Here is a 14,375-nt window from a genome sequence, read left to right on the forward strand (position 1 = left end):
GGCCCGGCCTCCTTCGCCCGGCGTCAGACGCGGTCGGCCGCGATCAGGACGTACTGGAAGGAGCCGTCCTTGTAGGAGTTGATGAACGCCTCCTCGATACCCGTGACCAGGGACGACGTCGCACGCAGCTCCCAGTAGGGCAGGGTTTCGGGGGTCAGGTCGATGACGGCCTGCGGGACGAGGCGGTTGTCGGCCATGGCGCGCATGTACTCGCGGCGGGAGTGGATGTTGCACTCGAAGTGCGCGTTGATCTGGGAGACCCACTTCGAAGGCTGGCCGTAACGCGGGTTCCAGCAACCGGTGATGGTCACGTAGCGGCCGCCGACCGCGAGGACGCGGGAGTGTTCGGCGAACAGGTCGTGCAGGTCGACATACATGCTCGACTCGTTGTTCCACGAGGCGGCGGCCTGCCCGGTCTCGAACGGCGTGTTGAGCATGTTGCAGACGCGGGCGCGGACGGAGTCCTCGATGCCCAGCTCGCGGGCGCGCTGGTTCGCGAAGTCGGCCTGCTTGGCGGACAGGGTGACGCCCTCGACCTTGCACCCGAACCGCTGGTGGGCCATGACCATCGAACCGCCGCGGCCGCAGCCGGCGTCCACGAGCGTGTCGCCGCGACCGATGCTGCCGAGGTGGCTCAGCAGGACGTCCGCCTGCGCGGACTCCAGGCGGTGGAGCTCGGCGATCAGCTTCTTCTCGTATGCGCTGTCCTCGGTGTCCCCGAGGGCGGCGTGGTCGATGTCACCGATGCCGTAGTGGTGGTGGTACAGGCCGTCGACATCGCCGAGGCGCAGGTTCACCGGCCGTGCCTCGTGGTCCCAGTAGCGGGCGATGTCGCCCTGGTAGGGCGTCGCCGGGGCGGGAATGAAGGCCGAGGTGGCGGCGGCAACGGTGAGATCGGTGCTAGTCACGAACAAGTCCATCCTTACCAGAAGTCGGGCAGGCTGTAGCGGTAGGTGTTGGTCTGGTGCCAGTAGTGGTTGCCGTCGACCCAGACGGCCACGCCCCGGAGGAAGCGCACCACGCGTGGATCGGGGCAGGAGACGGCCAGTTCCGCGGCCGCGGCCTCGAAGGCGTGCATGAGGTCGTTGTGGACCTCGACGGCCTTCAGGTAGGCCTCCTTGTCGGAGAGGCCCTCCCGTTGGGCGATGACCACCGGCAGGTTCAGGTGCATGCCGGGGCTTTCGAGCTCCTTGGTGTAGGAGTAGAGGTCGTTGGAGATGGTGGTGGCGTTGCCCGCCAGCGCGATCACCCGTTGCATGGCGGGCATCGCGTGCAGCTCGGGCGGGAGTTCGTAGCCGCCCACGGTGTCGGTGATGGTGGGGCAGGGGCGGAAGTTGTTGAACTGGCGCATCGCCAGGTACTCCGACACCTCCGGGACGTACTTCGTCTCGGCCCAGGCGGCCTCGGCGAGGTACCCCATGTGGAGCCGGGCCATGTCGTGCCGGAACCGGTCGGCCTGCGACGGCGTCGCCGCCCGAGTGAAGTACTCCATGGCCGAGCGGTAGGAGCGCCGGGGCGCGTCCGAGAGAAGTGTTCGCGCCCACTTCGGCTCGTACTCCGCCGTGGTGTGGACGGGGTCGAGTGCGGTGTGCGCCAGCAGAAGCCTTCCTCCCAGTCCGACCGGCGAACCTCCGTGGTCCTCGCAGTAGCAGTCGTCGACCACGTTCTCGGCGACCATCAGCCTGGTGGCGATCATCAGGTGGTCGACGGTCGGGGCGTCCGGGTGGCAGGCGACCATGTAGCGGCCGACGGAGAAGCCGTCGAACTGGTCCTCCCACTCCGGTGGGTACGCCTCCACCTCGTCCACCGCCCAGCGCTTGATCCGGCGGCTGACCTCCGCCACGCGGGCGGGGTCGGGCTCCGGGACCGGGTGGTGGTACAGGCCGGGGATCGGCCGGCCCTCCGCCGCCGGCGGGGGCGCGGGCGCCTCGGGTGCCGGCGCGGTGGGCGGGGCCTGACGGGGGGTGAAGAACAGCCCCTCGGTGCCCACGCCGCTGGGGCCGCGCATGATCCGCTCCAGGGCGGGGTTCGGTGTGGCCGTCGCGGCGGCGGCCACCCGAGCCGGCTCCGCGACCAGGTCGCCGCCCGGTACGGGCGGCGCATCGGGGGCGAGGGGGGAAGGCCGGGCGGCCGCCGGCCCGAAGGGCAGTGCGGGCCCGGTCGGCAGCGCGGGCTTGCCTACGGTGACGGCGTCGGCCCCGCGGCCGTGGGCCCCGAAGCGGGCCGCGGCGGCAGGCGGGCTCGACTGCGCAGGGGAAGGCCCGGGAACGGGCATCCGTGGCTCCTAGGTGAGGTGGGCTGTCCCGGATCCCGGGCACGTGCGGCCGGGATCCGGGAGGGTCCGGGCTGACGGCGGCCGGGCCGTCAGTCGCGCCGGCGGCCGATCTGGACGTTCTCCATCACGCCGAGGGCGTCGGGCACCAGGATGGCTGCGGAGTAGTAGGTGGTGACCAGGTACGAGATGATCGCCTGCTCGCTGATGCCCATGAAGCGCACGGACAGGCCCGGCTCGTACTCCTCGGGCAGCCCGGTCTGGTGCAGGCCGATGACGCCCTGGTTGTCCTCGCCCGTGCGCATGGCGAGGATGGAGCTGGTGTTCTCCTTGCTGATGGGGATCTTGCTGCAGGGGAGGATCGGGACCCCGCGCCAGGCCGGGACCTGCTGGCCGCCGAGGTCGACGTGGTCCGGGTAGAGCCCGCGGGCGTTGAACTCGCGCCCGATCGCCGCGATCGTCCTGGGGTGGGCGAAGAAGAACTTGGTGCCGCGGCGGCGGCAGAGCAGTTCGTCCATGTCGTCCGGGGTGGGCGGGCCGGAGTGGGTCTGGATGCGCTGCTTGAAGTCGGCGTTGTGGAGCAGGCCGAACTCCCGGTTGTTGACGAGTTCGTACTCCTGGCGCTCGCGCAGCGCCTCGATGGTGAGCCTGAGCTGTTCCTCGGTCTGGTTGTGCGGCCCGTTGTAGAGGTCGGCGACGCGCGTGTGGACGCGCAGTACGGTCTGGGCGATGGAGAGTTCGTACTCGCGCGGCTTGAGTTCGTAGTCGACGAAGGTGCCGGGGAGCTCGGCCTCGCCGGTGTGGCCGGCGGACAAAGCGATCTCGGCTTCGCCGTGCTTGTTCTGCCGCTGGTGCGGCAGCGAGCCGAACCGCTCGATGTGGGCGCGGAGGTTCGGTGCCGCGTCGAGGACGGCGGCGAAGTCGGCGCGGGAGAGGGTCAGCAGGGTGCCGGAGGTCTCGGCGGTGGCTGTGCAGTCGGCGGTCGCGTCGGGGTCCAGCAGCGCGTTCTCGCCGAAGCGGTCACCGTCGGCCAGTACCGCGACGGCGATCTCGTCGCCGTACTTGCCGACGGAGGTCTGGTTGACGCGGCCGTGGGCGATGAGGTGGATCCGCTCGGCGGGGGCGCCCCGCTCGATGAGCACCTCACCGGCGCGGAAGTCGCGCTGGACGCAGCGGTCGGCGAGCGTGGCCAGTACCTGCTCGTCCTCGAAGCCGCGCAGCATGGCGAGTTCGCCGAGTTCGCGGGGGATCACCCGGACGGTGGCCCCGTCCTGGACGAACTCGATGCGGCCGTCGCCGACGGTGTAGGTCAGGCGGCGGTTGACGCGGTAGGTGCCGCCCTTGGTCTCCACCCAGGGGAGCGTCCTCAGGAGCCACCGGGAGGTGATCTCCTGCATCTGGGGGGCGGACTTGGTCGTGGTGGCAAGGTTGCGGGCGGCCGCCGTGCCCAGACTCTTCTGCTGGGTCGGCTCCAGCTGGGCCTCTGGGCTGGTGTCCACGGTCATCGCGCAGGCCTTTCCTTCGTGTCTTCGTGCGGGCGGTGATCAGCGCATGGGCGTGCACGTCACCAGTGAAAGAAGAAAATAGGGTGAATACCCGGGCAATCCCTCTAGATCCGGAAGCACAGTAACCGTCTGTGAACCGGCACACCCAAGGGAAGGAACGGGGATTACCTCGAACCGGTGATCTTGAGCCGCGCCGTGTTTGATCATGATCTCGGCGGTTTCGGACATGTGCGCCGTGGGCTTTCCGCCAGGGCCGCGTCGCGCGGTCAACTTCCGGGCAGCCGCGGCCGGTTCCGGGGCGCTCGCGGTGGCGGTCGCGGTGACGGCGTACGCTACCGCCGTGACGGACGACGAGGACCTGATACTCACGGAAGCGCTGGGCGCGGCGGGAGCCGTCGGCGGCGGCTCCGGCGGCCGGTTCGGCGCGAAGTTCGCGGCCCGACGGCTGAAGAAGAACGTGCACGAGGTCGAGCTGGCGCTGGGGGGTGTCTCGCCGGCCGAGGCCGCCGCCCGCGCCGCCGACGTCCTCCTGCGCCTGGGGACCCCGGTGCGCACCGCCGGTGCGGAGCGCCCCGGCGACGTACGGGTCGTCCGGGCCCTCGTCGGCGGCGGGTTCGGGAACATGAACCCGGTCCTGGTCACCGTGACGCTGACGGGCACCGGACCGGGGGCCACCGCGGTCCGCGTCCGCGGCGCCGCGAAGGAGGGGCTGATCAAGCAGCGGGCGGGCGAGAAGACCGCCCGGCACGTGGCCGAACTGCTGGCCCAGCGTCCCTCCGCTCCGCCGGCGCGCTGACCGGACCCCTGGAGCGGGTCCGGGTCCCTGGCCGCGCTCCTCGCGGCACCGACGCCACGCGGCACGGACGGCGCGAACGGCGCGAACGGCGCGGGCGCGGCGCCGGTGTCAGGCGGTCGCGGGTGCCGTGAGCCGGCGGACGGACTCGATCACGGCCGCGCGGTGGGCGGCCAGACGGCCGGCGGTCCAGGCGGTGCCCGTGGCTCCCGCCGCCGGGCCGCCCACCGCTCCGAACCAGGCCTGCGAGATGCCGATCACCAGCGTCAGCACGTCCGCGGGGGCGATGCCCGCGTCGATGCGGCCCGCTTCCTGCGCCTGCCGCACGGCCTCGATCTTGCCCTCGTAGGATGCGGCCTCCGCGCCCGTGGACCCGGGGCGCTCCAGCTGCTTCCACAGCACGAGCCGCATCAGCTCGGGCCGCTCGACGAGGTGGTCGAAGACGGCGCCCGCGTAGCCGGGCAGGTCGTCGACGTCGAAGGGGACGGATTCCGAGCCGGTCTCCAGGGCCCGCTGGAGCACGGCGTCGAAGAGCTGCTCCTTGTTGCCGTAGTAGACGTAGATGAGCCGCTTGTTCGCCTGCGCGGCCTCGGCGATGCGGTCGACGCGCGCTCCGGCGATGCCGTACGTCGCGAACTCGGAGAAGGCCGCGTCGAGCAGGCGCGCCTTGGTCGCGTGGGAATCCCGTGCCATGCCCGCAGCCTAGCAAGTAACTATCCAGTTATTGACAACTGGCACCGACGCGTCGCAGACTCTATCTATCCGGTTAGTTACTTTCTTTCGAGGAGCACACCATGGAGATGCGCGCACTGGGCCGCCAGGGTCTGGAGGTGGGGGCCGAGGGCCTCGGGCTGATGGGCATGAGCGCCCACTACGGCGCCACCGACGAGACCGAGTCCCTCGCCACGATCGACCGCGCCCTGGAGCTCGGCGTCACCCTTCTCGACACCGCCGAGGGCTACGGCCCCTTCCGCAACGAGCAGCTGCTCGGCAAGGCCCTGTCCGGCCGCCGCGAGGCGGCCGTGGTGGCCACGAAGACCGGGGTCGAGTTCACCGACGAGGGCGCCTTGCTCGGCCACAACGCGAGCCCCGAGTACATCCGGCGGTCGGCCGACCGCTCCCTGCGCCACCTGGGCACCGACCACATCGACCTCTACTACCTGCACCGCGTCGACCCGAACGTGCCGATCGAGGAGAGCGTCGGCGCCCTGGCCGAACTGGTCGAGGCCGGCAAGGTCCGCCACATCGGCCTGTGCGAGGTCTCCCCCGCCACGATCGCCCGCGCCCACGCCGTGCACCCGCTGGCCGCGGTACAGACCGAGTACAGCCTGTTCGAGCGCGGCATCGAGCACGACGGCGTGTTCGACACCCTCCGCGAACTGGGGATCGGGCTCGTCGCCTACTCCCCGCTCGGCCGCGGGTTCCTCTCCGGTGCCATCACCAGCCCCGACGACTTCGCGGCGGACGACTTCCGCCGCACCGACCCGCGGTTCCAGGGCGAGAACTTCCACCGGAACCTGGCCGTCGTGGACCAGGTGCGCCGGCTCGCCGCCGAGAAGGGCGTGACGCCCTCGCAGCTCGCCCTCGCCTGGACCCTCCACCAGGGCGCGGTGCCCATCCCGGGCACCAAGCGCCGCCGCTACCTGGAGGAGAACGTCGCCGCCACCGCCGTGACGATCACCCCGGCCGAACTGGCCGCGATCGACGCCGTGGCCCCGCACGGCGTGGCCTCCGGCGACCGCTACGCCCCCGAACTGATGGCCTCCCTGAACGGCTGACCGGCCCGGGGGCCGGACTCCTCGTCACGCTGCCGACGCCGGCCGGGAACCAGGCGAACCGTCGTCATCCGATCGTTCGACGACGGACGGCCGACGGCCGTCGTGCGGCCGCAGCAGGCCACCGCCCGCCGCCTCATGGGCCGGCTACGACAGGTGGCGGGCGAAGAAGGCCCCCACCCGGGCCCGTACCTCATCGAGCGTCACCACCGGGTCGCCGGTGCCGATGAGCGCGGCACGCGCTGTCGCCGCCACCAGACCGGCGTCCTGGAGCCGTGCGACGAGCGGGCCGTAGTCGGTGAACGCCCAGTGGTTCGCGGCGGCGAGCAACACGCGGCGGCCGGGAAAGCTCTCCCAGGAAGACTCGATTCGGCCGCCGCCCACGAATCCGTCGGTGCGCAACAGCAGCATCGGCCGTTCGGATCCGACCGGCGTCGGGTACAGGTCGAGGTAGCCCTCCAGGTTCGCCACCGCCCCGACCCGGCGGTCGCGGAGGGCCGCGTACACCGCTGCCGTGCCGCCCGCGGAGTGCCCGTACAGCCCGATCCGACAGGAGTCCATGACCGGGGCGAGCGGCAGGTCACCGAGCCGGTCCAGGACCAGGCGCAGATCGGCGATCCGAGTGTCCACCATGGTGCGGAAGGTCGCCGGATCCGGCGGTCCGATCAGGACCGTCGTTCGCATGCCGGTCGGCAGTTCCACTTGGGAAGCGTCACCGGGGTGGTCGACCAGGACGACCACCCGGCCGTGGCTCGCCAGGTCCTCTGCGAGGGTGCTGCCGAGCGTCCGGGAGTCACCGCCGCCGGGTGAGTACACCAGCACGGGCCGCCGCCCGGGCAGCGGCGGCGCGCCCACATACCCGTGGGTGAGGACCTCGCCCCAGTCCACCGCCCCCGGCTCGGGCAGCCCCGGACGAACGAGCGGCGCGTACCCGGCGAACACCTCGGCCTCTTCCGGGGTGAGCTGCGGGGCGCGGGAGAAGCCGCGCACCGATCGGGCCGGATACAGAACGGTCAGCATCAACTCCCGCACACCGCCCACCCACGGGTCGGTTCGGGAGGGGTCCGTCAGATGGACCCTGCGCATGCCTACGGGGTACGGGCCGGCAGGCGCGGGCAGCCGGAGGACCGAGCCGCCGCCGACGGCGGACGCAGCCGTGGGCAGCAGGGCGGCGGCACTGGCGAACAGGGTGCCTTTCACAAGAGTGCGTCGAGAAGTCATATGTGCATCCTTGGGGCGGGGCCGTCACGGTGCGAAGGTTCAGGCGCTGGCCGAAAGGCCTGCGCGGAACGAGGAGTTGTGAGGGTGCTGCGAATCCACTTCACCGCAGCGGACATCGTCCGCATCCGCTTCGCACCCCGTCCGGCGCCGCTCCAGGAGCTGCACGCCGCCCTGACGACAGCCGTGGCCCGGCGAGGCGGTCCGCTGTTCGCACAGTGGGGCGGCCGTGTCCTGCGCTCTCTCCCGGCCGCCGCTGGCGCGCTCGCCGACCTGGTGCCGGCGGGCCGCCCGCCCTCCTTCCTCGACGTCCTCGGCGACACCATGGCCGACGGCTTCGAAAAGATCCGCACCGCCGGCCCCGGCGTCGTCCGCTCCGAGCTGGAACGGGTCTACGGGTCGATGGCTGCCCCCCGCTGGATCCGCGCTCTGCACGCGGGCGACGAGACGGCCTGGCGCACCCTGCACCGCGCCCAGCAAGCGGCGTACGAGACGGTCCTCGCCCCGGTCTGGCCCGTCGTGCAGGACCTGCACCGCGCGGAGTTCACCCGCTACGCCCTGACGGTGGCGGAGCACGGCGTGGCCGCCGCGCTGACCGCCCTGGCCCCGGGCAGCCGGTTCCATGAGGGCGTGTGGAGGTGGCCCGGCGCAGCACCGGCCCGCGATGTCTGCCTCGACGGGCGCGGCCTGGTTCTCCTGCCCACCTTCCACCACCCGGAGGGCCCACTCCTTCAGGACGTCCCTGGCCGGTCCGCCGTCCTGACGTACCCGGCCGGTCCCGGCCTCCCGCCCACGGCCGGGCGCGCGGTCGTCCAGGTCGAGGCCCTGGCCGCCGTTCTGGGCCGCACCCGGCTCGACGCCCTGCGCCTCCTCGCCGAGCCTCACACCACGACGTCCCTGGCCCGCGCCCTCCGCGTCAGCAACGCGACGGCCTCCTCCCACGCGGCGGCGCTCAGATCGGCGGGCTTGGCGACGACGACCCGTACGGGCCGCTCAGTCACCCACCGGCGCACGGCCCTCGGCACTCTGGTCGCGGGTGCCGGGCCGCCGTAGTCCGCCAGCGGCGGGTCCGCGAAGCTGCCCTGTTCGGCGGACAGCTCCCCGAAGGTGTCAGCGGAAGGGGTCGACGGGATCGGACGTGAGGGCCGCGGCCGCGGCGAAGAGGCGGGCGCAGCGCCGGGTCATGGCCTCCGGGGACTGGTCGGGGTGCTTGACCCACCAGCGGACGAGGGTGGCGACCAGGTCCCGCCAGACGTAGGTGAGCGCGTCCGCGTCGAGCGGGTCGTCGGACCCGGCCGAGCGCAGCAGTTCGGCGGTACCGCCGGCGGCGAGGGCGTCGATGGCGGACCAGTACTCAGCCGCCCGGCGGGCGGCGGCGCCGTCGGCCGGCAGGGAGGTGTCGTACAGGACGAACCACGCCTCCCGCTGCCCTTCCAGGGCGGTGAAGATGCTCTGCAGCACCCGCAGGGGGGTGTGCGCGGTGGTGCCGTCCTGGCCCATGGCGGTGCGGACGGTGTCCAGCAGGCGGTCCCCGACGGGCACCAGGCAGGCGAGGTACAGGTCCTCCTTGGTGCCGAAGTACTGGTGCAGCAGGGTCTTGGTGACTCCGACGCGCTCGGCGATGGCGGGGAGGGATGCGGCCGCGTAGCCGCGGGTGCCGAACTCCTCCGTGGCGGCGGCCAGGATCTGCTGCCGGCGCTGCTGCCGCGGGACACCTTTGGTGCCGGCGTTCGAGCGTGGGGTTGCCATGGACCGATATTATCAGTAAGTAATTTACCGCAAGGTAAGTTCGCGTCCCGCGACCCCTGGAGCGCCCCATGCCCGGTACGACGCCGCAGCCGACCTCCGCACCGCGCACCCGGTCCTGGTGGGGGTGGGGGTGGGCGGACGCGCACCCCGACGACGCGGAGTGCGCCGCGATGGGCGCCCTGGTACCCGGCACCCTCGCCCACCCCCTCCCCGTCCCGCGCGTCCGCGACCTCGACATCGAGCGGCCCGCCGTGGAGCCCCCCGCCGGTCTGGCGCACCTGGTCGCCACCGGGCCCGACGAGCGGGCCGCCCATGCCATGGGCAAGGCCTACCGGGACGTCGTGCGTGCCCTGCGCGGACGCCCCGGCCGCATCCCGGACCTGGTCGCACGGCCGACGGACGAGCGGGAGGTGGCCGACCTGCTGGACTGGGCCGGCGAGCGGCAGGTCGCGGTCGTCCCGTACGGCGGCGGCTCCTCGGTCTCGGGCGGCGTGGAGTACCGCGGCGACGCCCACCGCGCGGTGCTGTCCCTGGACCTGACGGCCATGGGCCGCGTCCTGGAGGTCGACACCGTCGGCCGGGCGGCGCGCATCCAGGCCGGCACGCTGGGGCCGAGCCTGGAGGACCAGCTACGCCCCCACGGACTGACCCTGCGGCACTTCCCGCAGAGCTTCGAGTTCTCGACCCTGGGCGGCTGGCTCGCCACCCGGGCCGGCGGCCACTACGCCACCGGGCGCACGCACATCGACGATTTCGTCCAGTCCCTGCGCGTGGTCACGCCGGCCGGCACGAGCGCCTCCTGGCGGCTGCCCGCGTCCGGCGCGGGTCCCTCCCCCGACCGGATGTTCCTCGGCTCCGAAGGCGCACTCGGGGTCATCACCGAGGCGTGGGTGCGCCTACAGGAACGCCCCACCCACAAGGCGTCCGCCTCCCTCGCCTTCACCGACTTCCACGCCGCGCTGGACGCGGTGCGCGCCATCGCGCAGTCGGACCTCTCCCCCGCCAACTGCCGGCTGCTGGACGGCGGCGAGGCCGCGCTGTCGGGCGCCTCTCACGACGGCTCCGCCGTGCTCGTCCTGGGATTCGAGTCCGCGGACGGACCGGTCACCGCGCGGCTCGGGCAGGCCGTCGACCTGGCCCGCTCCCACGGCGGCAGGCCCGGCAGCGTGGACGGCGCAGACGCCGCGAACTCCGACGCGGCCGTCAGCGCCTGGCGCTCGGCCTTCCTGCGGATGCCCTACCTCCGCGACGGTCTGGCCCGGATGGGCGCCGTCGCGGAGACCTTCGAGACGGCGGCCACCTGGGACCGGATCCCCGGCCTGATCGAAGCGGTCCGCAAGGAGGTCGGGGACGCCGCGCTCAAGGCCTCCGGCCACCCCGCGACCGTCAACTGCCGCCTGACCCACGTCTATCCCGACGGCGCGGCACCGTACTTCACCGTCCTCGCCGCCGGCCGCCCCGGCGACGAGGTGGCCTTCTGGGACGACCTGAAGGCCGTGGCGAGCGACGTCCTGCACCGCCACCGGGCCACGATCACCCACCACCACGCCGTCGGCCGCGACCACCGCCCGGGCTACGACCGCCAGCGCCCCGACCCCTTCGCCCTCGCGCTGCGCGCCGCCAAGACCGCGCTCGACCCGCGGGGCATCCTCAACCCGGGCGTGCTCGTCGACTGAGCGGCAGCGCAGCGACGGGCCGGAAGATGACCGGAACGGGCGGCGTGCGGTACGAAGACTCCGTGAAGGAACAGATCCAGCCCTCGACCGTTCGCGTGTTCATAGCGCTGGCCCCGCCCGACGACGCCAAGGAGGAGCTCGCGCGGGCGCTGCGGCCCGCCTACGCGGCGTACCCGGGCATGCGGTGGAACCGGATCGAGGACTGGCACATCACGCTGGCTTTCCTCGGGGAGCTGCCGGTCGGGACCGTTCCGCTCCTGCGGCCGCCGCTGGCGGATCTCGCGGCGGCCCGCCGCCCCCTGGAACTGGCACTGCGCGGCGGCGGACACTTCGACGAGCGGGTGCTGTGGAGCGGTATCGACGGCGACCTCGAAGGACTGCACCTGCTCGCCTCCGAGGTGCGCGCCGTGGTCAAGGAGTGCGGTGTCCCCTTCCAGGACCGCCCGCTGCGCCCCCACCTCACACTGGCCCGGACCCGCCGGAACGATCCCGCGTGCGTGGTGGAGGCCGCCGCCGGACTCGCCGCGTTCTCCGGCCGCCGCTGGCGGACCGCCCGCCTGCACCTGGTGGGCAGCAACTTCGGCCGCGGCCCGGGCCCGATCCACTACCGCGACATCGAGGCCTGGAGCTTCCAGCACGGCGGCTAGGCCGTTTCGTTTGGATCACCGAGTCAGGCCGGGCTCCACCTCACGGCCGCGTCGGGGTCAGATGCTGCCGAAGGGTTCGGGGTAGATGAATTCGCCTGCTACGGACGGGTCGTAGGCGGCCAGAATGCGGATCTGGAAAAGGTGTTCCCAGGCCGGTTCCTCGCCGACGATGCCGAAGTCAGTGCTCGGTCGGAAGCCAAACCGCCCGTAGAAGTCGGGGTCGCCGAGGACAGCGACCATGGGGGCGTCGAGGGCGTCCGCGGTTGCGAGCGTGGCGTGGACCAGCGCTGTTCCGAAGCCGCAGCGGCGATGGTCGGGGTGAACGCCGAGCAGGCTGAGGTTGGGGACTCGGGCGTTACCGATTCGTCCCCAGGTGCATAGAGCATGGCCGATGATGGCGCCGTCGTCGCTCTCGGTCACCAGCGAGAGCGCTGGGATCCAGTTTTCACCACTCCGCAGGGTGTCCCGCAGTATCGCCTCCACCGGTTCCTCCTCGTTTGGCTGGTGGGAGGAGGCGATGGTCACCGCACGGACTGCGGCCAGGTCGGCGGAGGTCTCTCGTCTGATCAGCATCTACGCAGTCTGACTCCCCGGCCGGTCCGGCGTGTGTGCAGGGTCCGTCCGTGAGATGACCTCATCTCGCGGACCAAAGGAAGATGCCCGCGATGTGGAGTCCGGCCAGGTAGATCGTGGCGGTCTTCTCGTGGCGGGTGGCAATACCGCGCCATTGCTTCAGGCGGTTGATGCATCGCTCGACGGTGTTGCGTTGTTTGTATTCCTCGCGGTTGAAGGCCGGAGGTCTTCCGCCCCGGCTGCCTCGCCGTAGCCGGTGGCCCTGCTGGTCTGCCGGGACGGGGATCACCGCACGGATGCCGCGCTTACGCAAATGTTCGCGGATGGCGCGTGAGGAGTACGCCTTATCGGCGAGAACCATGTCCGGCCTGGTCCGGGGTCGCCCGCGTGGACGAGGGACGCGGAGTTGTGCCATCACCTCCGGAAATGCAGGTGCGTCACCGGCCTGCCCAGCGGTGAGAACGAAGGCCAGAGGACGACAGTGGGCGTCAGACGCGAGATGGATCTTTGTGGTCAGTCCTCCGCGGGACCGGCCGATGGCATGGTCAAGTGGCTCGCCGGCTGGGGCCCCCTTTTGCGGGCCCCCGACGCATGCTGGTGAGCCCGCACGATGGTCGAGTCCACCGAGACGGCCCAGTTCAGGTCCTTATCGGCATCGGCCTGGGCCATGAGCGCGGTGAACACCCGCTCCCAGGTGCCGTCCACGGCCCACATCCGCAGGCGGTTGTAAACGCCCCGCCAGTTGCCGAACCTCTCCCGTAGGTGCACCCACTGCGAGCCGGTCTGAAACGTGAACGCGATCGCATCGATCACGTGTCGGTGGTCGCGCCATCGGCCACCGCGCTTTGGTGACCGATCCGGAAGTAGAGGCTCGATCCGCGCCCACTGCGCGTCAGTCAACGACACACCCAGCCCAACGATCGGATGATCCGAACGAAACGGCCTAGCGGCACCGTCGAGTACCGGACGCCCTACGGCCACGCGCGGAGGTGCGCCACCGACTACGCGGGGGCGCCCAGCGCGAGCAGGCGGAACAGGCCCGCGGCCGCACGGGGCCCGGGCCGATGCGCTCCACCACCTGGTGATCGGCGAGCCACTCCCGGCCCGGGCCACGGCGGCCGGCCCCCGTGACCGACGTGGCCACTGCGGTGACCGGCGGGATCCCGCCCTGCAGTCGCCACGGGGTCCGGAAGGGACCGCGCCTCACCCCACTTCAGCGGGAGAGGCCGAAGTTCGCCCCCCATGGACCGGAAAGGCCGCGCACGGCCGCGCGATCCCCCGCGAGGATGACCTCACCCTGTTCGAGCGAGTTTCAGCGCGCCGGCCCGGCGCGACCTCCTCCCCGGTGGCGTCGAGACCGTCGTCGGAGCCCACAGCGCCCTCGCCGAGACGGTCGAGCGCATCATGCGCGACACGGGGCTCGTGGGACTGCCGGCCCGGGCCGACCGGCATCCGGGCTGAATGACGTGCGGGCTGAATGACATCTGGGCCGAAACAGGCATAAGGACGCACAACCGTGGTAGACGCCCTGCAAACCGGTTCGACAAGAACCAGGAGGTAGTCATGATCGTTCTGGGCGTCATCCTGCTGATCATCGGCTTCGTCACGGGGATCTCGATCCTCTGGACGATAGGCGTGATCCTCGTCGTCATCGGCCTGGTGCTCTGGCTGCTGGGCGCGGTCGGGCACGCCGTGGGCGGCCGCAAGCACTACTACTGACGCCGGGGCATTCCTGGCGCTCCCGGCGGACCCGGATCCGCCCCGATCAGGGGCGGTAGCGCAGCGGATGGTCCGCCGGGACCTCCACCACGGCGATCCGTACGCCGTCCGGGTCCGCGATCCACATCTCGATCAGTCCCCATGGTTCACGCAGCGGGGGCCGCAGCACCTCGGCGCCGCGGCTGTGCAGCTCCTCGTACGCCGCCTGTACGTCGGCGACTTGGAGCCACAGCCGCATGCCCGGTGCGGGCGGCGCGTCGGCCCGGCCCGACACCTCGAGGAAGCCCCCGCCCAGGAAGTACACCGTGCCGCGCTCGGGTCCCGTGCCGAACTCGCGGTACACGGCGAGGCCGAGCGTCTCGCCGTAGAACGTGCGGGAGCGCTCCGGGTCCGTGGGACGGAGCAGGACCCTGCTGCCCAGTACATGCACCATGCCCCCACCCTCGCG

The 14,375-nt window shown here is 71.9% G+C and carries 15 protein-coding genes; 6 read left to right on the plus strand and 9 right to left on the minus strand.

Translation table 11 applies throughout. From position 1 onward, the window contains the following. Positions 1-23: 23 nt before the first annotated feature. The 3 genes from ACZ3X1_RS02480 to ACZ3X1_RS02490 form a co-directional block, all read right to left on the minus strand. A complete protein-coding gene (locus ACZ3X1_RS02480; RefSeq protein WP_362622081.1) occupies positions 24-908 on the minus strand; it encodes a geranyl diphosphate 2-C-methyltransferase in 885 nt (294 codons plus the stop codon). 14 nt (positions 909-922) lie between these two features. Further along, a complete protein-coding gene (locus ACZ3X1_RS02485; RefSeq protein WP_467275803.1) occupies positions 923-2,275 on the minus strand; it encodes a family 2 encapsulin nanocompartment cargo protein terpene cyclase in 1,353 nt (450 codons plus the stop codon). Positions 2,276-2,364: 89 nt separating this feature from the next. Next, the gene (locus ACZ3X1_RS02490; RefSeq protein WP_467275805.1) at positions 2,365-3,777 is read right to left on the minus strand and encodes a family 2B encapsulin nanocompartment shell protein; all 1,413 of its coding nucleotides are present in this window, start codon (positions 3,775-3,777) and stop codon (positions 2,365-2,367) included. Between the two features lie 340 nt (positions 3,778-4,117). On the opposite strand from ACZ3X1_RS02490, the gene ACZ3X1_RS02495 reads away from it, so the two are divergent. Beyond that, positions 4,118-4,573 carry a hypothetical protein gene (locus ACZ3X1_RS02495; protein WP_356813257.1) on the plus strand — a complete coding sequence of 152 codons (456 nt, stop codon included), beginning with the start codon at positions 4,118-4,120 and terminating at the stop codon, positions 4,571-4,573. Between the two features lie 108 nt (positions 4,574-4,681). On the opposite strand, the gene ACZ3X1_RS02500 is transcribed toward ACZ3X1_RS02495, so the two are convergent. Further along, positions 4,682-5,263: a TetR/AcrR family transcriptional regulator gene (locus tag ACZ3X1_RS02500; RefSeq protein ID WP_356813256.1), complete on the minus strand. Its 582-nt coding sequence runs from the start codon at positions 5,261-5,263 to the stop codon at positions 4,682-4,684. Between the two features lie 101 nt (positions 5,264-5,364). Here ACZ3X1_RS02500 and ACZ3X1_RS02505 point away from each other — a divergent pair, with 101 nt between their 5' ends. Then, positions 5,365-6,348: an aldo/keto reductase gene (locus ACZ3X1_RS02505; protein WP_356813255.1), complete on the plus strand. Its 984-nt coding sequence runs from the start codon at positions 5,365-5,367 to the stop codon at positions 6,346-6,348. 144 nt (positions 6,349-6,492) lie between these two features. On the opposite strand, the gene ACZ3X1_RS02510 is transcribed toward ACZ3X1_RS02505, so the two are convergent. Beyond that, positions 6,493-7,566, minus strand: coding sequence for an alpha/beta hydrolase family protein (locus tag ACZ3X1_RS02510; RefSeq protein ID WP_467275809.1), 1,074 nt, complete (start codon positions 7,564-7,566; stop codon positions 6,493-6,495). A gap of 84 nt (positions 7,567-7,650) precedes the next feature. On the opposite strand from ACZ3X1_RS02510, the gene ACZ3X1_RS02515 reads away from it, so the two are divergent. Continuing rightward, positions 7,651-8,616, plus strand: a complete 966-nt coding sequence (locus ACZ3X1_RS02515) for an ArsR/SmtB family transcription factor (RefSeq protein ID WP_467275811.1) — start codon at positions 7,651-7,653, stop codon at positions 8,614-8,616. Between the two features lie 57 nt (positions 8,617-8,673). Here the strand turns inward: ACZ3X1_RS02515 and ACZ3X1_RS02520 are convergent, their stop codons facing one another. Continuing rightward, entirely contained in the window at positions 8,674-9,312 is a 639-nt protein-coding gene (locus ACZ3X1_RS02520; RefSeq protein ID WP_356813252.1) for a TetR/AcrR family transcriptional regulator, read from the minus strand. Positions 9,313-9,380: 68 nt separating this feature from the next. Between ACZ3X1_RS02520 and ACZ3X1_RS02525 the strand changes: the two genes are divergently transcribed. Continuing rightward, a complete protein-coding gene (locus ACZ3X1_RS02525; protein ID WP_467275814.1) occupies positions 9,381-10,988 on the plus strand; it encodes an FAD-binding oxidoreductase in 1,608 nt (535 codons plus the stop codon). A gap of 26 nt (positions 10,989-11,014) precedes the next feature. Next, positions 11,015-11,635, plus strand: a complete 621-nt coding sequence (thpR, locus tag ACZ3X1_RS02530) for an RNA 2',3'-cyclic phosphodiesterase (protein WP_390074164.1) — start codon at positions 11,015-11,017, stop codon at positions 11,633-11,635. 57 nt (positions 11,636-11,692) lie between these two features. Here the strand turns inward: thpR and ACZ3X1_RS02535 are convergent, their stop codons facing one another. Together ACZ3X1_RS02535 and ACZ3X1_RS02540 are read right to left on the minus strand one after the other, a co-directional pair. Beyond that, positions 11,693-12,208, minus strand: coding sequence for a GNAT family N-acetyltransferase (locus tag ACZ3X1_RS02535; protein ID WP_356813248.1), 516 nt, complete (start codon positions 12,206-12,208; stop codon positions 11,693-11,695). A gap of 61 nt (positions 12,209-12,269) precedes the next feature. Next, positions 12,270-13,129 (minus strand): IS5 family transposase gene (locus ACZ3X1_RS02540; RefSeq protein WP_467276289.1). Its coding sequence is split into 2 segments (ribosomal slippage): positions 12,270-12,784 and positions 12,784-13,129, totalling 861 coding nucleotides; the frame shifts between segments, so codons are not numbered across the junction. 642 nt (positions 13,130-13,771) lie between these two features. Between ACZ3X1_RS02540 and ACZ3X1_RS02545 the strand changes: the two genes are divergently transcribed. After that, positions 13,772-13,927, plus strand: a complete 156-nt coding sequence (locus tag ACZ3X1_RS02545) for a DUF6131 family protein (RefSeq protein ID WP_167389254.1) — start codon at positions 13,772-13,774, stop codon at positions 13,925-13,927. Positions 13,928-13,973: 46 nt separating this feature from the next. On the opposite strand, the gene ACZ3X1_RS02550 is transcribed toward ACZ3X1_RS02545, so the two are convergent. Then, positions 13,974-14,360, minus strand: coding sequence for a VOC family protein (locus tag ACZ3X1_RS02550; RefSeq protein WP_356813247.1), 387 nt, complete (start codon positions 14,358-14,360; stop codon positions 13,974-13,976). Positions 14,361-14,375 lie beyond the last annotated feature (15 nt).

The sequence above is a fragment of the Streptomyces sp. NPDC023541 genome (assembly GCF_055559995.1).